The following is a 21,484-nucleotide window of genomic DNA, read 5'->3' on the forward strand; positions in this document are numbered from 1 at the left end:
ATGCTCCCCGAAGGGAAGGTCAACCCGTGAAGGGTAGATGGGGATTACATCCCCATCTTGTACATGATGTAGCGCTGCTGTGCGATTGACAGCAGGTTGTTCCATGCCCAGTAAATCACCAGGCCTGCCGGGAAGCTTGCCAGCATGAAGGTAAAGATGAACGGCAGGAACATCATGATCTTCGCCTGGGTCGGATCAGCCGGAGCCGGGTTCAGTTTCTGCTGCAGGAACATGGTAATACCCATGATCAGCGGCCAGATACCAATCATCAGCATCTGCGGCGGATCCCAAGGGATCAGACCAAACAGGTTAAACAGCGAGGTCGGATCTGGTGCCGACAAATCCTGAATCCAGCCAAAGAAAGGCGCATGGCGCATTTCAATGCTGACAAACAGAACCTTGTAAAGCGCGAAGAAGACCGGGATCTGAACAACGATCGGCAAGCATCCGGACGCCGGATTGATCTTTTCACGCTTATAGAGCGCCATCATTTCCTGCTGCTGACGCTGACGATCATCCTTGAACTTCTCGCGCATCTCGGTGATCTGCGGCTGCAGCTTTTTCATCGCACTCATCGATTTGTACGACTTGTTGGCCAGCGGGAACATGATCGCCTTGATGATGACCGTGATCACCAGAATCGAGACACCAAAGTTGCCAACCAGATGATAGAGCCACTGCAGGAACAGGAAGAACGGCTTGGTCAGGAAGTAGAACCAGCCAAAGTCAATCGCGAGATCGAAGTTGGTGATCCCGTAATCTTTGGCATAGGTATCAAGCAGGGTGACTTCCTTTGCACCGGCAAACAGGCGGGTCTCCGCCACACCTTCGGAGCCGGATGCGATGGTACGCGGGGCACCAAGGTAGTCTGTCTGATACTTGTCGGAATTTTCCGCAACATGGTGGCTAAAGCGCGTGGTCAGTTCCTCGTCCGAGGACGGTGCCAACGCAACCAGCCAATATTTATCGGTGATACCAAGCCAGCCACCGGTGGTTTTCTGCTCGACCGCACCGTCATCGGCCAGATCGTCATAATCGATCTCGGTAAGCGTACCGTCGATCACACCAAGCGGGCCTTCGTGCAGGATATAGAAACCGGCAGTCTGCGGCTTGTTCTTGCGCGAAATCAGGCCATACGGATACAGAACGACATCGCCGCCTGTATTGTTGACGACCGACTGGTTGACGGTGAACAGATAGTTCTCGTCAATCGCGATCTCACGTTTGAAAGTCAGGCCTTCACCGTTATCCCAGGTCAGCGTGACCGGGCTGTCAGGTGTCAGCAATTCGCTGTTTGCGGTCCATTCGGTGTCGCTGCTTGGCAGCGCCATACCGCTTTTCGCACCGACCCAGCCGAACTCCGCAAAATAGGCATCATTGCTGCCGGTCGGGTTCAGAACGTGGATCAGCGGGCTGTCGTCTTCTTCGGTCTCGCGATAATCCTGAAGCTGGATATCGTCGATCACACCCCCAACAAGACGAATCGAACCTTCGACACGCGGGGTATCAATCTTGATGCGAGGCGACTTGGCCAGCGCGTCTTCGCGCTTGACGGCCGGAACGGCGGGTTGGCCGCCTGGTACGGCCGGACCGGATACCTGCGGCGTGTTGGTTCCGTCCGCATTCAGCTGTTCGCGAACCTGCGCTTCACGAACCTGAGGATCAGGCTCGGGCGCAAAGAAGAATTGCCACCCGATAAGAATCACAACTGCCGATGCAATTGCTACCCACAGGTTACGTTGTTCGTTCATCGCCTCTTTCCGCTTTTTTCAGCCAGCAGGTGCCGACCGCATATTCTATTTACATGACGAAAGCGCCGGGGACTGGTTTTCACCATCCGACGACGCTTTGTTCTGTTCACAGCCACATCCGGGCACGGGATCATAACCATGACCACCCCATGGATGGCAACGCATTATCCGTTTAAATCCCATCCAGCCGCCTTTTAATGCACCATGACGGGCCAATGCTTCGAGCATAAAAGCCGAACAGGTCGGCTGATAACGGCACGACCACCCGATATATGGCGACAAAAACAGCTGATAGCCGCGAACTGCGACTTGAAGAAGACGGGCAAAAAAACCGGGAGCACGCATTTCTGTCATTTTCCCTGGTCTCCTGCCTTCGTCGAACCGACTGGCTTGCGGTTGCCCCGTCCTTTGTTCGGACGGCGCGCATCAGGCGCAGACGGCTTGGCATCAGGAACCCGACGCAGGGCAAAACGCATATCATCAATCAGCTTTTCAAACGGCCGATCAATGGTCTGTGCACGACCGATCACGACATAATCCCAACCGGGCAATGCGTGTTCGCTCATCAATTGCTCTGCCACAGCACGCAAACGCCGCCGAACGCGATTGCGGACGACGGCCTTTCCCACCTTTTTGGTGACGGTAAACCCGACTCGTGCGAGTCGGTCTTCACCGGCGTATTCTATGTCCGGTTTGATCCCCGGCCGCGGTGCGCCCTGCAGGATCAATCCCTGTGTAACCCATTTCCGGCGGGTGCCCGCAACGCGGAGAAACTCCGCCCGCTTTTTAAGGCGTTCCACCGAAACGGTCACAACATTAGGCCGACAGACGCTTGCGGCCCTTGGCGCGGCGTGCGGTCAGCACACGGCGGCCACCGACGGTCGCGCTGCGGGAACGGAAGCCGTGGCGGCGTTTCCGTACGAGTTTGCTTGGCTGGTAGGTGCGCTTCACTGCACTTACTCCGTTCTAAATAAGGTAATCCGATAAAATTCAAGGTCCGCTGTATAGGGCTTCACACCAGAGCTGTCAACTCGTGACAGGGCATTTACCCCCAGAAAACCGGCAATGCCGCCGGGATTTCGTCCCGACGGCATCCGAATAGTGAATTCGTCACCACTCGATACGTTCGACATTGGAGAATGTCAACTCGGAACCGTCGGAAAATACGATTGTTCCCGACGAATCGGTGCTGAGTTCAAAAGAGCTGCCCTTGCTCTTGGTGATCTCGCCTTCATCAAGGACCAGTGTCCAGTCGCTCGAGTCGATATCGCCGCCGCCGACCCCGTGCAGTTCGATGGTATCCGTGGTCCAGCCGTTGGCACCGCCATCAACATGATCATTGCCATCGCCCATGTTGAAGATGAACAGATCCGACCCACCGCCGCCATACAGGCTGTCATCGCCAATGCCACCGATCAGGGTGTCGTCACCCTCACCACCGAGCAGCATGTCGTTACCAGCCCCGCCGATCAGCATGTCATCGCCAGCACCGCCCAGAAGGCTGTCATTGCCGTCACCACCATCGAGCGTGTCGTCACCACCGCCACCATCGAGCGTATCGTTGCCAGCTCCGCCAAAGAACGTGTCTTCCCCCCAACCGGCTGTCAGGGTGTCATCACCGGCACCGCCGTCAAACTCGTTATCACCACCATCTGCATTGAGGATGTCATTGCCATCGCCGCCATAGAAGGTGTCATCGCCCCAGGCACCGTGGATCGAGTCATCGCCACCACCGCCCCAGACGGTGTTGCGGCCATCCCCGGCATCGATGTTGTCGTTACCGTCGCCTGCGGAGATCGTATCCTTGTCGCTTCCGGTCGTGATGGTGTCATCACCACTGCCGGTATCGATGGTATTGCGGCCTCCTCCGCCATAGACGGTGTTATCACCGTCCCCGGCGTCGATCACGTCATCGCCCGACCCGGTCATGATGGTGTCATCACCGATCCCGGACGTGATGGTGTTCTTGCCTTCACCGACATTGATATAGTTGTCGCCATCGCCGGCACTGATGGTGTCATTGCCGCTACCGGCGAGGATGCTGTCATCGCCGGATCCGGTGGTGATGTCATTGCGGCCTTCTCCGGCACTGACATAGTTGTCACCGTCGCCGCCCAGAATCGTGTCATCACCACTTCCGGCATAGAGGCTGTCATCGCCAGCACCGGTTTCGATGTAGTTGCGGCCCTCACCAGCATAAACAATGTTGTCACCAGCACTTGACGTGATGGTGTCACGGTCACTGCCGCCGGTGATATAGTCATTGCCGGTGCCGCCATCGATGGTGTTACGGCCTTCACCGCCATGCAGGGTATCATCCCCGCCACCGCCATAGATCGTGTCGTCACCACCATCGCCGGTGACGCTGTCATCGCCCTCACCGGCATAGATGACGTCATCACCCTCGCCGGCCCAGATCGTATCGTTGCCGGCATTGGTGCTAATCGTGTCATCACCGTTGTTGCCACCGACGGTGTCGTTGCCCGATCCGGTTTCGATCTCACCATCATCATTCGGGTCCCAGATGACTTCATCTTCGTCCTGAACTTCGTCAAAGGTGACTTCAAGAATGGCCGTCGTGGTCGCGGTATCTTCGCCATCGCGCGACTGGACCGAAACGGTCAGTTCGAACGTGCCGGAATAATCGCTGGCCGCCGTAATCGTCAGGCCCGACAGTTGGGCCGGTGTCAGCGTCCAGGTACCATCACCATTATTCGTCCCGGCCGACAGGCTTGCGCCATCGGGCACGCCACTAATGGTGACGGTCAGGGTCTCACTGGAATCGGTGACCGCAGCATCGATATCAAGGGCAACGGCGGTGCCTTCGTCCCCGCTGGCATCCTCGACATCAAGCGTTGGCGTATCTGCCACACCGGCAACATCAACCGTGATCGTATCACTGAGACTGTTGGTATCGCTGCCATCGGTCGAGGTCACCGTGATACCAAGATCAAACGAACCGGAATAATCTTCGGCTGGCGTAATTGTCAGGCCTTCAAGATCGCCCGGGCTCAACGTCCAGGTGCCATCACCATTGTTGGTCCCAGCCGACAGGCTCGCGCCATCTGGCACGCCGGAAACCGTGATGGTCATGGTTTCCGAACTGTCAGTCAGGCCGGCATCAATATCGATCGCGATATCCGTATCTTCGTCACCAGCGATATCCGACACATCAAGTGTCGGCGCATCGGCAACGCCAGCAACATCCACGGTGATGGTATCGCTAACCGTCGCCGTATCGGCGCCATCGGTCGAAGTCACACTGACGGAAAGGTCGAACGATCCGGAATAGTCCTCGGCCGGTGTAACGGTAAGCCCCTCAAGGTCTGCCGGCGCCAGGCTCCAGGTCCCATCGCCATTATCGGTACCGGCCGACAGGCTGGCGCCATCCGGAACGCCGGAAATCGTCACAGACAGAACTTCCGACGCATCCGAAAACCCCGCTGCAATATCAAGTGCAATATCACTGTCTTCCGACCCAGAAGCATCGCTGACATCCAAAGTCGGTGTATCAGCAACTCCGGCCACATCCACAGTGATCGTGTCACTCACACTGGCAACATCTTCACCGTCGGCGGAAACCGCCGTAATGCTCAAGTCGAACGAACCGCTGAAGTCTTCAGCCGGCGTAATCGTCAGACCTTCAAGCTGCTCCGAACCCAGCGTCCAGGTGCCGTCACCATTATCCGCACCTGCAGACAGGGTCGCGCCATCCGGAACACCGCTAATGGTGACCGTCAGTGTCTCGGAGCTATCCGTCAAGCCTGCATCAATATCCAATGCAATCGCGCTGTCTTCGCTACCGCTCGCATCAGAGACGTCGAGGGTCGGCGCATCCGCAACACCGGCAACATCGACCATGACGGTATCTGTAACCGACGCAATATCAATTCCGTCCTGAGTACTTGCCGTGATCTCAAGGTCAAAACTACCACTGAAATCAGATGGAGGCGTAACGCTCAGGCCTTCCAGTTCTCCACCAGTCAAAGTCCACGTGCCGTCTCCATTGTCCGTACCGGCGGACAGGGATGCACCTTCTGGTACACCGCTGATCGTGATGGTCAAACTCTCGCTGGAATCAGCTAGTCCTGCGTCAATGTTCAACGCAATTGCGGTATCCTCGTTACCGGATGCATCACTGACGTTCAGGGTCGGCGCATCCGCAACGCCAGCAACATCAACCGTGATGCTGTCCGTCGTCGTCGCAACATCAGAGCCATCCGCCGACGTCGCAGTCACACCGAGGTCAAACGAGCCACTGAAGTCTTCAGCCGGCGTAATCGTCAGGCCCTCAAGTTGATCCGATCCCAATGTCCAGGTGCCATCACCATTATCCGTACCTGCAGACAGGGTTGCACCATCCGGAACGCCAGAAATCGTCACAGACAGAACTTCCGACGCATCCGAAAGCCCCGCTGCGATATCAAGCGCGATATCACTGTCTTCCGACCCAGAAGCATCGCTGACATCCAACGTCGGCGTATCAGCAACCCCGGCCACATCCACGGTGATCGTATCACCCACACTGGCAACATCTTCACCGTCGGCCGAGACCGCCGTAATGCTCAAATCGAAAGAGCCGCTGAAGTCTTCGGCTGGCGTGATGGTCAGACCTTCGAGCTGATCTGAGCCCAGCGTCCAGGTGCCGTCACCATTATCGGTACCGGCAGACAAGGTTGCACCGTCCGGCACGCCAGAGATGCTCACCGTCAGGGTCTCGGAGCTATCCGTCAGGCCAGCGTCTATATCAAGTCCAATCGCACTGTCTTCATTGCCCGACACATCAGAGACGTCCAGCGTCGGGGCATCGGCTACACCAGCAACATCGACCGTGATCGAACCAGTCGTGGTCGCGACATCAGAGCCATCCGCAGAAGTCGCGGTTACACCAAGATCAAACGAACCACTGAAGTCCTCAGCTGACGTGATCGTCAGACCCTCAAGCTGGTCGGAACCCAATGTCCAAGTGCCATCACCATTATCCGTGCCCGCCGACAAGGTTGCACCGTCCGGAACGCCGCCAATCGTGACCGTCAGAGTTTCGGAGCTATCAGAGAGAGCGGCATCGATATCAAGAGCGATAGATGAATCTTCATTGCCGCTTGCATCCGACATATCCAACGTCGGCGTATCCGCCACACCTGCAACATCAACAGTGATGCTGCCTGTGGTCGTTGCAACGTCAGATCCATCGGCAGAGGTCGCCGTCACACCGAGATCGAACGACCCACTGAAGTCCTCGGCCGGCGTAATCGTTAGACCTTCAAGCTGATCAGAACCCAGCGTCCAGGTGCCGTCGCCATTATCCGTACCCGCAGACAAAGTCGCGCCATCCGGAACGCCGGAGATCGTGACGGTGAGGCTCTCGGAGCTGTCAGTGAGACCTGCGTCGATATCAAGAGCAATGGCGGAATCTTCATTGCCACTTGCATCCGACACATCAAGGGTTGGCGCATCGGCAACACCAGTCACCTCGACAGTTAAGGTATCGGTCGCTGTTGCAACGTCCGAACCATCCGCAGAGGTCGCCATCACACCCAGATCGAACGAGCCACTGAAGTCCTCAGCCGGCGTGATCGTCAGACCTTCAAGCTGATCAGAACCCAACGTCCAGGTGCCGTCACCGTTATCCGTCCCGGCAGAGAGAGTTGCCCCGTCCGGAACACCGCCGATCGTTACGGTCAGAGTTTCGGAGCTATCCGTCAGGCCAGCGTCTATATCGAGTGCAATGGCCGTGTCTTCATTACCCGAAGCATCACTGACATCCAGTGTCGGGGCATCTGCAACACCAGCAACATCGACCGTGATGCTGTCCGTCGTGCTCGCAACATCCGAACCATCGGCAGACGTCGCCGTCACACCAAGATCAAACGAGCCGCTAAAGTCCTCGGCCGGTGTAATCGTCAGACCTTCAAGCTGATCCGAACCCAGCGTCCAGGTACCGTCACCGTTATCGGTACCGGCAGACAAGATCGCACCGTCCGGAACACCGGAGATGGTGACCGTAAGGGTTTCGTTGGAATCAGTCAGACCGGCGTCGATGTCGAGCGCAATGGCACTGTCTTCATTACCGGATGCATCACTGACATCCAGCGTCGGCGCATCAGCAACACCAGCAACATCAACAGTGATGCTGCCTGTGGTCGTTGCAACATCCGAACCATCGGCAGAGGTCGCCGTCACACCAAGATCAAACGAGCCACTGAAGTCCTCAGCAGGCGTTATCGTCAAACCTTCAAGCTGATCCGAACCCAACGTCCAGGTGCCTTCACCATTGTCGGTGCCAGCAGACAGAGTGGCACCATCAGGAACACCGCTAATGGTGACCGTCAGAGTTTCGGAGCTATCAGTCAGACCGGCGTCGATGTCGAGCGCAATTGCACTGTCTTCATTACCCGATGCATCAGAAACATCCAGCGTCGGCGCATCCGCAACACCGGCAACATCAACCGTGATGCTGTCCGTCGTGGTCGCGACATCAGAGCCATCAGCAGACGTCGCGGTCACACCAAGATCAAACGAGCCGCTGAAGTCTTCAGCCGGTGTAATCGTCAGACCTTCGAGCTGATCTGAATTCAGCGTCCAGGTGCCGTCGCCATTGTCCGTACCGGCAGACAGGGTCGCTCCATCCGGAACACCGCTGATCGTGACGGTCAGGGTCTCGGAGCTGTCCGACAGACCGGCGTCGATGTCGAGCGCGATCGCACTGTCTTCGTTGCCGGAGGCATCGCTGACATCGAGCGTCGGAGCATCAGCGACACCAGTCACATCAACCGTGATCGAACCCGTCGTGGTTGCCACATCAGAACCATCCGCAGACGTCGCGGTCACACCAAGATCAAACGAGCCGCTGAAGTCTTCGGCTGGCGTGATGGTCAGACCTTCGAGTTGATCTGATCCCAACGTCCAGGTGCCGTCACCGTTATCCGTGCCAGCCGACAGAGTGGCACCATCCGGAACACCGGAGATGGTCACGGTCAGCGTCTCACTGGAATCCGTCAGACCGGCGTCAATGTCGAGTGCAATCGCAGAGTCTTCGTTGCCCGACGCATCAGATACGTCCAGCGTCGGGGCATCAGCCACACCAGCAACATCGACCGTGATCGAACCGGCCGTCGTTGCAACGTCAGATCCATCCGCAGACGTCACGGTCACACCGAGATCAAACGAACCACTGAAGTCCTCAGCTGGCGTAATCGTCAGACCTTCAAGTTGGCCGGAGCCGAGCGTCCAGGTACCGTCGCCATTATCTGTACCCGCAGACAGGGTCGCACCATCAGGCACGCCGCTGATCGTTACGGTCAGAGTTTCGGAACTATCTGTGAGAGCTGCATCGATATCCAGCGCGATCGCACTGCCCTCGCCGCCGCTAGCATCAGACACCTCAAGCGTTGGGGCGTCCGCCACACCCTCGACCTCGACTGTGAGGTTTTCCATCACGACGGCGGTGTCGTCACCGTCCGTGGTCGATACAAGGACGGAAAGGTCAATATCGCCGCTGAAGTTTTCAGCTGGCGTGATGGTCAGGCCTTCGAGTTGGTCGGCACCAAGCGTCCAGGTGCCGTCGCCATTGTCGGTTCCGGCAGACAGCGTTGCGCCATCGGGCACACCTTCGATGGTGATTGCGAGGTTTTCGCTGCCGTCGAGAAGTTCCGTGTCGATATCAAGCGCGATCACGCTGTCTTCAGCGCCACTTGCATCGGAAACGTCAAGCGTTGCGCCGTCGGCGACACCCGTGACATCAATGGTGAAGCTTGAGCTGCTTGTTGCGGCGCTGCCATTGGCTTCGCGGCTGGTGGCGGAGATATCAAGATCAATGCTGCCGCTGAAGTTTTCCGGCGGGGTGAGGGTCAGGCCGCTGAGCTGACCCGGCGTTAGGGTCCAAGAACCATCGCCATTATCCGTCCCGGCCGAGAGAACAGCCCCGTCCGGCAGGCCGGAAATCGTGATCGAGAGCGTTTCGCTGCCACCATCCTGATCATTGAGCGATACCGAGAGGTCCAGCGTAATCGCGCTGTCTTCAGCACCGGTGACATCACCAGCACTCAGCGTCGGCGCATCGGCGACCTTGGGTTCTTCAACCTCGATCTCGTCTTCGGTATCGATTTCATCTTCGAGAAGAAGTTCGTCATCTTCTTCAAGGTCTTCCTCGACAACTGCGGCTTCGGATGCCGGGGCTTCTTCGACCGGTGCAATGAAATCGGGTTGCAGGCCTTCGTCCACATTCGGGCCGGTATCTTCGCGATCACCGCGTAGCTCGTTGGTGTCGTTGGTTGACAGCGGAATGCCGGGTAGTTCTACCGCACTTGGTTCGGACTGCAGCGAGATTTCATCCGCGCCATCGTTGCCAAGGTTGCTTTGGAAGGTATCGGCACCGGTATCGAGATTGTTTTCAATCTCGGCATTTTCATTTAGCGAGATGGTCTGCTGCTCAGTGGCTTCCTGTGCCTGAGCGCGTTCCTGACGCTGGGCAGCGGCGTTCTGACGCTGGAAGGCCTGCTGTTCTTCACCCTGCGGATTGCGGATCTGGGTGCCGTAATGCACCGATCCCAATTCCTGTTCCTGGGGACGTGCGGAACTGTCCTGATCGTCATGCAATTCGACCAGTTCATCACTCTCACCATCCTGACTTAGCGAGCGCTCCAGATCCTCTGGCGCGGCCTGATGGTCAAGATCACCGTGACCACCATCATCAGGACGTGAAGTTTCAGTATCGTTGCGATCGTCCGCCATCTAACCCATTCTCCGTAAAGCGCGGGACAGGATAGGTCACCCCACACTTCTATACAATAGTATAGACACACTGATCTTCACCAGTGAATTGTACGGCCAGGCAGTAGAAATGATTACATTTCCAGCGGGACCCAAAATTGCTCAGCGTTCGCTAAACGCCTGATCAAGCGAGACATAAACCGGCTTCAACAGATATTGAAGGAGAGTACGCTCCCCGGTCTGGATATCGGCCTGGACCGTCATCCCGGGTATGATCTTCTGAGCTGTTGCACCTTCGCCGACAGCGTCGTGGTCGAGCGCAACTTTGCCCTTATAATACGGACGTCCATCTTCATCAACAAAAGTAGAGGCCGAAATCGATACCAATTCACCACTAATCCCGCCATAGCGGATGAAGTCAAACGCACTGACCTTGACCGTCACCGGCTGGCCGAGATGAACATGGCCGATATCCTCGGTCGAAATGCGGGTTTCCGCGATCAGGACATCATCAACCGGCACCAGTTCCATCACCATCTGTGCCGGGGCAATCACCCCACCAATGGTGGTGAATTGCAGACCCTTGATATAGCCACGGGTCGGCGCCACGATTTCAAGACGTTCCACCCGATCACGCAATTTGCGCAGCGCCTCACGGGCCTGAGCAATTTCACCGCCCAGACGACCAAGTTCGGTAATCGCTTCTTCACGCTGGCTTTTTTCAAGCTCATTGAGTCGAAGATTTGCCTCGGCAATGGTTTCGCGTGCACGCGCCTGTTCGGCGACCACGCCAGAAAGATTGCCCTGCGCTTCGTTCAGTTCGCGCTGGATATTGAGAAACAGCACCTTGGAATTCAGGCCCTGCTCATAGAGCGACCGACGCATGGTTACTTCCTGGCTCAGAAGATCAACCGATTTGCGAAGGGTTGCTTCCTGCTCGCTCAGCTGGGCCAGTTCGGCATTGCGTTCCTTGATCTGAACCTGAAGGATTTCGTTCTGATTGGCATCAAGTTCGGTCTGAATGCGATAGATTTCCGCCTGATTTTGCGCCAGTTCAGGATACTGAACCATCAAGGCAGTGAAGTCAGGTTCGCGGCCTTCGGCAAGGGCACGGTAGCGTTCAGACTCAAGCTGCAAATTGCCAAGCCGGGTTTCGGTCTGGGAAAGCTCCGCCTGTGCGCCGTCAGCCTTGAGCCGAACGAGCACTTCACCCTTTTCGACAAGATCACCATCGCGCACCATGATCTGTTCAATGATGCCGCCTTCAAGATGCTGGATCTTGTTGACCGCACTGGTCGGCATCACCTGACCAAACGTGATTGCGGTTTCCTTGATTTCAGTCGTGGCCGACCAGGCCACGAGGGCCAGGAACCCAACCGAAAGCATCACCATGGCCGAGCGCACAAAGACAGAAATGCCACCCTCTTCGAGCAGCACGGCATGCGAAAGATATCGCGCCATCCGCCGCGAACGCTTGAACCGTTCAATCGCGGTATCCTGAGTTGCTGCGTCACTCATAGGTAGCCTCCGTCTATCACTTGCTGCTTGATGCGGGCGGGCGGGCCGTCCCCGCGCAACTGTCCGCCATCAAGAACAAGAATGCGGTCTGCCAAATCCAGATGACTTGGCCGATGGGTAATCAAAAAGATGGTCGAACCACCACGCAGGCGGTTGATCGTGCTTTGGAAGGCACGATCAGCCCGCTGGTCCAGACCATTGGTGGGTTCATCAAACAGAATAATCGGGGCTTCGCGCACAAGCGCACGTGCGAGTGCCAGACGTTGCAGGAAACTGGCCGAGAAGCGCGAGGAATGCTGATCACCGACACGGGTCTTGAACCCGTTCGGAAGCGCCTCGACCTCATCCAGAATACCTGCCGCCATACAAGCCATGCGCAAATCATCGCTTGAGGCCACCGGATTGGCGAGCCGCAGGTTCTGCGCGATGGAGCCGCGGAAGAACTCGATATCCTGCGGCACATATGAAATGGCCTGACGCAGGGTCTGCGGATCCATCTGGCGGATATCGGCCCCATCAATCAGAACCGCCCCCGCCTGGGGCTGATACATCCCCGCGATCAGTTTGATCAGCGATGATTTGCCCGCACCATTGGCCCCCACCACGGCAACCACCTGCCCCGGCTTGATATCGAAATTAACCCCCATCAGGGCCGGATCGGAATCGGCCGTGTAGCGGAAACTGACACGTGAGAAGGTCACAGCACCTTCAAAACGATGCTGCTCGACTGAGCGCGGGACAAGGTCACCTTCAGGCGCAATCGTCATCAAACGGTTGATCTGACGCACACTGCCGCGCAGCTGTGCGAGGCGCGGCATGCCGAGAAACGCCTGATTGATCGGGCCTAGCACGCGCCATGCCAGCATCATTGATGCCACCAGCGCACCGACACTCATCTGCGCATCCATCACCCGCTGCGCACCAAAGGCCAGAACGAGTGCGCCGGACGTAATCATCAGGACCTGGGCAGATGTATTGATCACGTTATTGACCATCGCCACCCGATACCCGGCATGGGCCGTATCCGCCGAAATATCACGGAACCGGGCCAACCAGCGTTTTTCCGAAGCGGTGTATTTGAGCGCAGACATCTTGCCGACGGTTTCGACCAGAAATTCCTGCCGGTTCGCACCATGTCGGCCAAGTTCTGACACCCGACGTGCCACCACCGGGAATGCGACAATCCCAATCAGGGCAAACACCCCTATCAAAGCAATCGGGATCAGGGCGAGCCAACCACCAAGATAGAACATGACAATCAGGAACAGCGGCACAAACGGCATTTCCATCATCACCAGCGCCATAGGCCCGGTGAAGAATTCACGCACGCTTTCAAAATCGCGAATACGCGAAATCTGCACACCAACCGGTGCGCGTTCGGTAAAAGCCGGCGGCAAGGAAAGCAGGCGCTCGAAAATCGCACCACTGACCAGCGTATCAAGGCGCGCGCCAAAATGACTGACGATCTGGCTGCGCAGTGTGCGCAAGATCCAGCTCAGGATCAGGACAATGCCAATACCGATGGAAAACTGGATCAACATCGGAATCGATCGCGTGCCGATAACCCGGTCATAAATCCCCATCACAAAGATCGGGGTTGCCAGCGCCATGATGTTGAGAACAAACGTCATGGTCAGCAATTGATAGCCAAGTCCAGAGAACCGGTCGGCAATACCGCCAAACCAGCCGCGTTTGTCATCTTCGAAATAGCGTTCACGCCGGTCTGCCGACGAGAACTGATAAATCTTGCCCGGAAGAGCCGAAAGCTTGATGACGAATTCGCGGTCTGTGCCGCCGTCAAAAACGCGAACACCGTTTTCTTCGGGTCGGATCACGACAAGGGCGGTGCCCTCGTCCGGGACGAACAGACATGGCATAAGGCGTTCATCAATCTGATCAAGCGTCGCGTCAATTTCCTGCGACTGATAGTTCAGATGCGCCATGACATTGCGGAAATCGGTCAGATCAAGCGCCTGATCCATATGCGGCAGGGCTTCGGCAACCTGACGCGGCAAACCACGCCAACCCAGCGCCTGAAGCAGTGGCCAGACACATGCATCGAAATCGGAAAGCGCGTCGGTGCTGGCAAGCCCCATACGGTAGTTCAGCGCATAATCCATGTTTTCGAGTTTTTTGATCATGCCCCTGCTCCGCTTGCGGCCGGGCGCCCGGCATCCTTGGCCGCATCCGTGGTTTTGTTCGTGCGACGCAGAACCGGCACCAGATGCTTGTCGATCAGGCGGTATTGCTTGTTCGCCATCGCAATCAGCGACGGGCGATGCGACACCATCACCAGCGTGCAGTGCTTTTTAAGCTCCACCATCAGGCTGGTCATGATGTTGTCGCCCGCGATATCAAGCGAGCTGTTGGCTTCGTCAAACAGGACAATGCGCGGGTAATCAATCAGGGCACGCGCCACCGCAATGCGCTGCTTTACCCCGCGTGGCAGGGTTTCGGACGCCTGCCCGCCGACTTCGGTGTCATAGCCTTCGGGCATGCGCATGACGATGTCATCAAGGCCCAAACGCCGGGCGATTTCGATCACACGCTCGACGCCGATTTCCTTGCGGAAACCGGTGATGTTTTCAAGGATCGTGCCTTTGAACATCACGCCATGCTGGGGCAGATAGGCGATCTGACGGCGGGTGGATTCGGCGGTGTAATCAGCCGGGTCCTTGCCATCAAGCAGCACTTCGCCGCGATCCGGGCGCAAGGCCCCCATCAGCAACCACAGAAGCGTTGTCTTGCCGGTACCATTATCGCCGGTAATCGCGATGGAATCACCCGGTTCGACCAACAGATCAAGGTTCTCGAAGATCTTTTTGCCATCGGCATGCGAGAAGGCGACATTGCGCAACTCGATCTTGCCATCAAGCAACGGCATATCGGCCGAGCCCAAGGCATCTTCTTCTTCGATTTCAAACAGTTCATTGACCCGCTGTCGGGCAACGCGAATGTTCTGGAACTGCGTCCACAAGGTCATCGCGCGCTGAAGCGGCTGGATCGAACGCCCCGACAGCATCGTACACGCGGCAAGTCCACCAACGGTCAGCTGCCCATTGATCACAAGCACACTACCGACGGCCGCTACCAGCACCATGGTCAGCATCGAAAAGGTCGCGCTGGCATTGACCGCGGCATGGGCCGAACGGGCCGCGCGAAGGTCATCGCCGGCACATTGGGATTGCAGCTGATCATGGCGACGGATCATCAGGTTTTCCATCGCCATCGATTTGATGGTGTGAATGCCCGTCAGGGTTTCAATGATGAAATTATAGCGCCGTTCATCGGATTGGCTGCGGTCATCAAGGGCTGCGCGCAAATCGCGCCCCAGAAACATCGCGGTCAGGAAAAACACCAGAAGAATGCCAAGCGGCACGAACACCAGATGCCCGCCAATCACCGCGATCAAGGCCAGGAACAAAACAATGAACGGCAAATCAACAACCGCGCCGATCGCCTGCCCGGAATAGAAATCTCGCAGCATGTTAAGACTGTTAAGCCGTTGCAGGTGCAGGCCCGGTGCGGTCTTGCCATAGTCGGTCAGACTTGCCGACAGCAAATGCCCAACCGCCTGCTGAGAGCTGTAATGTTCGAACTTCGCCGCCGAAAGCGAGGAGATATAAGCACGCCCCAGACGCAGGATCGCCTCAAGCACAAGCGCGCCCAGAACCCCGAAAATCAGAAGGGTCAGCGTCGGGATGGAGCTGTGCGGCAGGACACGGTCATAGACCTGCAAAAGCGTAATCGGCAAGGCAAGGGTCAGCAGGTTGATCACCAAAGCCGTGATCAACAGCGCAAACCGCCCTGTACGCAGGTGCGACAATGTACCGATATTCAATCGAGACCGACGTCTCATCAGGCTGGCGAGCTCCCGAACCTCACAAAATCCACCACCCCAAAGTGGAGGGCATATACAATGAGATAGGATACATACCGGATCGCCCCATCCAAAGCAAGAAGATCGTGGCGAAAATACAACCTGATGTGAACCATCTTACCCCCGCCTCGGCGGGTCTGGATCAGTTACGGTATAAAGATTATCTATACCAGCGCATATTATGCATTGCTGTCTTCGCCGCGCAACCGGTCGAGCGCACGACGTTCGGCCTTTGTTGGCCGCCCGGCACCTGCTTCGCGTTCACCAACCGGTGCGGTGCGAATATCGGATGCGACATCCTTTTTCGGAACTCTCGGCGGGGAATGGTCAACATAAAGCGTCTGTGCCTCGGGCGCTGGACCGCGACGTTCGCCAAGGGCGACGACCTCGACCACGCGCAAATGCGGCCCCTGAAAGAATTGCAGGCGATCACCGGCAACCACTGTAACACTGGCCTTTGATACCGATTGACCGTTCAGGACAATATGGCCGGACTGGCATGCCTTGCTGGCAAGCGATCTGGTTTTGTAGAACCGCGCATGCCACAGCCATTTATCAATCCGAAGCTTCTCTGCCTGTTCCGTCACGATCACCGAATTCCTGCAAACAACACGATATTATACACTTGGAAAGCAGAACGGCGACCCGCAAGGGTCGCCGTTCAATGCATAAAGTCCGATACGATCAGCCCTTGGCTTCAAGCATTTCCTTGAGCTTGGCAAACGGCGAATCTTCGTTGATCTGGTTGGCTTTTTCCGGTGCCTGATTGCGACCACCGCGCGGCTTGCCACCACGGCCACCTTTGCCGCCCTGGTTCGGACGATTGCCACCCTTGCCTTTCGGGCCGCCTTTGCCACGTGCTTCCTGGCGCGGGCCACCACGTTGACCACGGTTCTGACCGCCACCGCGTTTGCGACGATCGACACGGACGAAGTATTTGACTTCGACCAGTTCGTCACCATCGGCATCGGTTTCAACCGCCGGGGCTTCAGCAGCTGTTTCTTCGGTCGAGGCCGCAGATGCTTCAGCAGCGGCTTCAGCCGGTTCTGCCTTTGCTTCCGCTGGTACAGGTTCCTCCGCCGGGGCGTCTGCCTTGGCTTCGGTTGCTGCGGCTTCAGAACCTTCTGCCTTGTCGGCCTCAGGCTTGGCTGCCTTGGCAGCTTCCTCGGCCTTTTTCTCGGCTTCCTTGGCATCAAGTTCGGATTTCTTGACCTTGGTTACCTCGGCGCGCCAGCCAAGGGCGGTGAACACGCCTTCGGCCTGCTCGACCGTGCAGCCCAGAAGTGACAGCAGATCAGGATCAGGACGTACCTTGCCATCGTTTTCACGCGCCTTCTGACGCAGAAGAGCGGCAAAGCGCTCCAACATATCCACACGTGCGGCAAGCGGGCCTACCGGCATGTAACCGGCCGCAAGGTAGAAGCCCTTGGAATTCGCACGGTCGTTCGGGACCGAGGTCCGGCCTGCCGGTGGCAATTCCGGAAGCGCATCGAGTTCGCGTGCAACGGCCCAAAGAATGCCGCGCAGCTCAACCGGATCGGGTTTGAGCGCATCAAGCACATGGACGGTTTCAACACCAAGACGCACGCCAAGTTTGGCAAGTGCCTTACGGTCTTCGTCAGACAGGTCCTTGACCAGGCTTTCGAGTTCCGAACGCGGCACACAGCCCAGACCTTCGTTCAGTTGGAACAGAAGACCGCGAATCGGTCCGGACAGCTGACAATCACGCAGGCGGGTCAGCATCTTCAGACGCGTTTCGATATGGGCATTGATGAAATTCTGCAGGCGGGTACGCACCCGTTCACGGGTCGGACCGTCAAAGAACTCGCTATCGATGACCTGAACTTCAGGCGACAGCACCGTGTCACCTTTTTTCAGCACACCAACCTGTGCGCCGTTCCACAGCACATCGAGTTGTCCGTTAACTGCGAACTTGTCGTCTTCGTCAGTTTCAAGTTGTTTGACACGTTGGGCAATTTCGCCGGTCAACGCGCGACGTGCGGCACTGGCGATTGCCTTGCCTTCAAAAGCAGCATCGGTTTCATCAGCAATGAAACGGAATCCGTCAAGACGGCCGACAAATTCACCTTCGACCTGTACTTCACCATTCGCAGTGATGGTAGACATGAGTTCAGACTTGTCCTTGAGACTTTTCAATAAAACCGAGGTTCGTCTGTCAACGAACCTTTGGGTCAGGCGTTCATGTAGCACATCTGAGAGCTTGTCCTCAATGGCCCGCGTGCGTTCCTGCCAATGATTGGCATCTTCGAGCCAGTGATGCTTGTGCGACACATATGTCCAGACGCGAATACCTGCCAAACGTGATGACAACTGATCAATATCACCATCATAACGATCCAGACGCAAGATTTGTTCGCCCAGCCAATCGATGGGCAGTTTGCTTCCGGGTTTCGCAAGATAGCGATAGATAGATGTTAGCAGCCTCGGATGGGCATCGGTATGGATATTTCGGAAGTCGGGAATCTGGCAGACTTCCCACAATAACTGTACCCGATCGGGTGCGGTTGCGATGCGTGCGACATCCTCGTTGCGCGCCAGATGATCGAGCATGATCTCGTCCACCGGCTCGCGCGCCAGAATAAGGGTCGGATCGTCTGATCGCCGACGCAGCGATTTCTGCAGCGCGTCCACCGTTCGGAAATCAAGCCGTGCATTACGCCAGAAAACCTTGGCAAGCGGTTCGAACTCGTGTTCTTCGATCTGTTCGATAATGTCGGGATCGATCCCCGAAAGGTTCCCCGTCACCCCAAACGTGCCATCATTCATGTGACGACCGGCACGACCGGCAATCTGTGCAGTTTCAGCCGCGGTCAGGCCGCGATTGAACTTGCCATCGAACTTGGTCATCGCCGCAAAGGCAACGTGGTTGAGATCAAGGTTCAAGCCCATGCCGATCGCATCGGTCGCGATCAGATGTTCGACCTCGCCATTCTGGAACATCTCGACCTGGGCATTTCGCGTACGCGGGCTTAGCGCGCCAAGCACCACAGCCGCCCCGCCCTTCTGGCGTCGAACCAGTTCGGCAACGGCATAGACTTCCTGGGCGGAAAACGTCACCACGGCCGACTGGGCTGGCAGACGCTGGATTTTCTTGGCCCCGTTGTAAGTCAGAGTCGAAAAACGCTCCCGGCGGTCAAATTCGACATTATCCACCAGCTTGCGGATCACCGGACGGATGGTTTCAGCTCCCATGAACATGGTTTCATGGCGCCCGCGCGCATGCAAAAGCCGGTCGGTAAAGACATGGCCGCGTTCCGGATCGGCACACATCTGGATTTCATCAATCGCCAGAAAATCGACCTGCTTGGCGACCGGCATTGCCTCGACCGTGCACAGGAAATAGCGGGCTGTTTTGGGAAGGATGCGTTCTTCGCCGGTGATCAATGCCACCGCGCCCTTGCCGACCTTGGCGACCGCGCGATCATAGTTTTCACGTGCAAGAAGCCTGAGCGGGAACCCGATCATCCCGGTCGTATGTGCCAACATCCGTTCCATAGCGAGATGGGTCTTGCCGGTGTTGGTCGGCCCCAATATGGCAAGGATACGAGGACCGGTTCGGGTTGAAATCTGCATCAAACTTTTCCAATCGACAGCCCAATGATCCGGGCCATCGCAATCATTGGGCCTTTCAACACGCGATCCGGCGCGATGTCAAGCTTTCTACCCACGATCTAAGGCCCCACTCAAAGCGGTTCAAAACCTAAAGATCACCGGGCCCCGCGCAAAGCTGCCTATTCATCTTCGAGTTCGAGCAATCTGGCCCCGGGGCCATCGCCGCCAAGTGCGTCATTCGGGTTATAAAGCGGGCAGGCCGAAATCGACAAACAGCCGCACCCGATGCATTGCCCCAACTGGTCACGCAAACGGGTCAATTGGTCGATCCGTTCGTTCAGGTCATCGCGCCATTGCGATGACAGATGCTCCCAATCCTTGACGGTTGGTACGGTGTTGCGCGGCAACTTATCCAACGCCGCCCCGATTTCCGAAAGCGGGATACCGGTTTTCTGCGCGACCTTGATGATCGCGAGCTTGCGCAACACACCACGATGGAAACGGCGTTGGTTGCCATCCGTTCGGATGGAACTGATCAGGCCCTTGCGCTCATAAAAATGCACGGCCGAAACCGCAATCCCGCATCTTTTCGCGACTTCACCAACGCTCAGATAACGCTGTAGCGCCCCTTTTTCCGCCATTTTCCCTCTCCCGGCACGGCATATCAGAAAGTTTCGTTTTCACGGTTGACCTTAACCTTTGTTGAGGTTCTAGAACAAGAACCATTGAAAAGAAAACAATAGGAGTGAGCGTTGTGAAAGAGACATACAATGTCGCCGTCATCCTTGGCAGCGCCCGCGAAGGGCGCTTCGGCGAAACAGTGGCCAATTGGGCGGTTGAAACGCTGCGATCTGATCAGGAGCTTTCCGTTGATCTGATCGATCCGGCGAAACTTGATCTGCCATCCCGCCATGTCGGGGCCGAACACCCCGGTGTTGCAGAACTTCAAACGGCACTGGCAGAGGCCGATGCCTTTGTCGTCGTCACCCCGGAATACAACCACAGCTTCACGGGCGAGCTAAAGCTGCTGATTGATGCCGCCAAACCGCAATGGAAGCGCAAACCGCTTGCCTTTGTGTCCTATGGCGGGATGTCGGGTGGCCTGCGTGCGGTCGAGCAGCTGCGGCTTGTCTTTGCCGAACTGCATGTTGTCACCATGCGCGACGTCATCAGCTTTGCCCACGCCCATGACAAGTTCGATGAAACGGGCCGGCCCAAGGATCTTGAAGGCACCAATGCCGCCCTGCATCACATGATGACGGATCTGAAATGGTGGGCCGGTGCCCTTCGTGAAGCCCGCTATCCGCATGCCAAGCTTCAATTGCTTGAAGCCATCGCGTCCTGAACCGCGTCCTGACCGGCGTCACACCCGTCGGCCTTGCATCAGCCTGTCGCTGTTTGAACAGCCCCCCCACCCCTGACAGGGACGGGCTGATGCACCACTCTTTGCTCCCCGATTAAGGGCCATTAACGCAAAACGGGGTGACCAGATGGTCACCCCGTTTTCTTTGTCTTTCAGACGTTCTGAAACCTTAGTGGTTTCGCATCTTGTCTGCATATTCCTTGAGCTGCCGACGTGCGGCCTGGAAACTGTTTTTCAGCGCGATATAGACGTCTTCATGGGCATGATCGGCGCTATCGCGTTTCACCATGATTTCCTTGCCCGGTACATTGATGCCGAAATGCACGGCAAAGCGGTTTCCATGCGCATGAGAAGATTGTGGGCGCTCCACCACGACATGACAACTGGTCATGCGGTCGAAGGTTTCTTCCAGTTTTTGCACCTTGAAACGGATGCGCTCATCCAGCGCATCAGACTGATCAACATCACGGTAGGTGATTTGAACGGGAACCTTCATGGTACGGCCTCCTGTTTAAAGCCTTGGACGCAAGACAGGGCATTGCACCCTGCCGATTAACCCGGCCTGTTTTTTAACGGCTCGGGGACTTTCAGGAACGCTTCCAAAATTCTGTCTGCGCCCCTGTAATAAAACCGTCTTTCTTTATACTTAGGATACAAGACTTGCGCTGCAAGATGCGTTGACGCATA

13 protein-coding genes are annotated in these 21,484 nt (G+C 56.8%); 1 reads left to right on the forward strand and 12 read right to left on the reverse strand.

The window, feature by feature from the left end:
- Positions 1-44: 44 nt before the first annotated feature.
- The 11 genes from yidC to soxR form a co-directional block, all read right to left on the reverse strand.
- Positions 45-1,751 (reverse strand): membrane protein insertase YidC, encoded by a 1,707-nt coding sequence (gene yidC, locus UF64_RS02290; RefSeq protein WP_044827008.1) that lies wholly within the window; start codon positions 1,749-1,751, stop codon positions 45-47.
- A 45-nt stretch (positions 1,752-1,796) separates the two neighbouring features.
- A complete protein-coding gene (yidD, locus tag UF64_RS02295; protein ID WP_044827009.1) occupies positions 1,797-2,105 on the reverse strand; it encodes a membrane protein insertion efficiency factor YidD in 309 nt (102 codons plus the stop codon).
- Positions 2,102-2,563, reverse strand: a complete 462-nt coding sequence (gene rnpA, locus UF64_RS02300; RefSeq protein WP_044827010.1) for a ribonuclease P protein component — start codon at positions 2,561-2,563, stop codon at positions 2,102-2,104. The genes yidD and rnpA overlap by 4 nt, the downstream gene beginning before the upstream one ends.
- 4 nt (positions 2,564-2,567) lie before the next feature.
- The gene (gene rpmH / locus UF64_RS02305) at positions 2,568-2,702 is read right to left on the reverse strand and encodes a 50S ribosomal protein L34 (RefSeq protein ID WP_007091264.1); all 135 of its coding nucleotides are present in this window, start codon (positions 2,700-2,702) and stop codon (positions 2,568-2,570) included.
- Positions 2,703-2,861: 159 nt separating this feature from the next.
- The gene (locus UF64_RS02310) at positions 2,862-10,484 is read right to left on the reverse strand and encodes an Ig-like domain-containing protein (protein WP_052657417.1); all 7,623 of its coding nucleotides are present in this window, start codon (positions 10,482-10,484) and stop codon (positions 2,862-2,864) included.
- Between the two features lie 141 nt (positions 10,485-10,625).
- Positions 10,626-11,981: an HlyD family type I secretion periplasmic adaptor subunit gene (locus UF64_RS02315; protein ID WP_044827011.1), complete on the reverse strand. Its 1,356-nt coding sequence runs from the start codon at positions 11,979-11,981 to the stop codon at positions 10,626-10,628.
- Entirely contained in the window at positions 11,978-14,122 is a 2,145-nt protein-coding gene (locus UF64_RS02320) for a peptidase domain-containing ABC transporter (protein ID WP_052657418.1), read from the reverse strand. The genes UF64_RS02315 and UF64_RS02320 overlap by 4 nt, the downstream gene beginning before the upstream one ends.
- On the reverse strand, positions 14,119-15,840 hold the full coding sequence (locus UF64_RS02325) for a peptidase domain-containing ABC transporter (RefSeq protein ID WP_052657419.1): 1,722 nt from the start codon (positions 15,838-15,840) through the stop codon (positions 14,119-14,121). Before UF64_RS02325 ends, UF64_RS02320 begins: the two co-directional genes overlap by 4 nt.
- Before the next feature lie 200 nt (positions 15,841-16,040).
- A complete protein-coding gene (locus tag UF64_RS02330) occupies positions 16,041-16,448 on the reverse strand; it encodes an RNA-binding S4 domain-containing protein (RefSeq protein WP_044827299.1) in 408 nt (135 codons plus the stop codon).
- Positions 16,449-16,545: 97 nt separating this feature from the next.
- Positions 16,546-19,455: a helicase-related protein gene (locus tag UF64_RS02335; protein ID WP_044827013.1), complete on the reverse strand. Its 2,910-nt coding sequence runs from the start codon at positions 19,453-19,455 to the stop codon at positions 16,546-16,548.
- A gap of 158 nt (positions 19,456-19,613) precedes the next feature.
- Positions 19,614-20,075, reverse strand: a complete 462-nt coding sequence (soxR, locus tag UF64_RS02340) for a redox-sensitive transcriptional activator SoxR (protein WP_044827014.1) — start codon at positions 20,073-20,075, stop codon at positions 19,614-19,616.
- A 113-nt stretch (positions 20,076-20,188) separates the two neighbouring features.
- Between soxR and UF64_RS02345 the strand changes: the two genes are divergently transcribed.
- Positions 20,189-20,779 carry an NADPH-dependent FMN reductase gene (locus tag UF64_RS02345; protein WP_044827300.1) on the forward strand — a complete coding sequence of 197 codons (591 nt, stop codon included), beginning with the start codon at positions 20,189-20,191 and terminating at the stop codon, positions 20,777-20,779.
- Positions 20,780-20,966: 187 nt separating this feature from the next.
- Here UF64_RS02345 and UF64_RS02350 read toward each other — a convergent pair whose 3' ends face one another.
- Entirely contained in the window at positions 20,967-21,293 is a 327-nt protein-coding gene (locus UF64_RS02350) for an HPF/RaiA family ribosome-associated protein (RefSeq protein ID WP_044827015.1), read from the reverse strand.
- Positions 21,294-21,484: the final 191 nt, after the last annotated feature.

Source organism: Thalassospira sp. HJ (assembly GCF_000948415.1).
In the GTDB taxonomy this organism is placed as follows: Bacteria; Pseudomonadota; Alphaproteobacteria; order Rhodospirillales; family Thalassospiraceae; genus Thalassospira.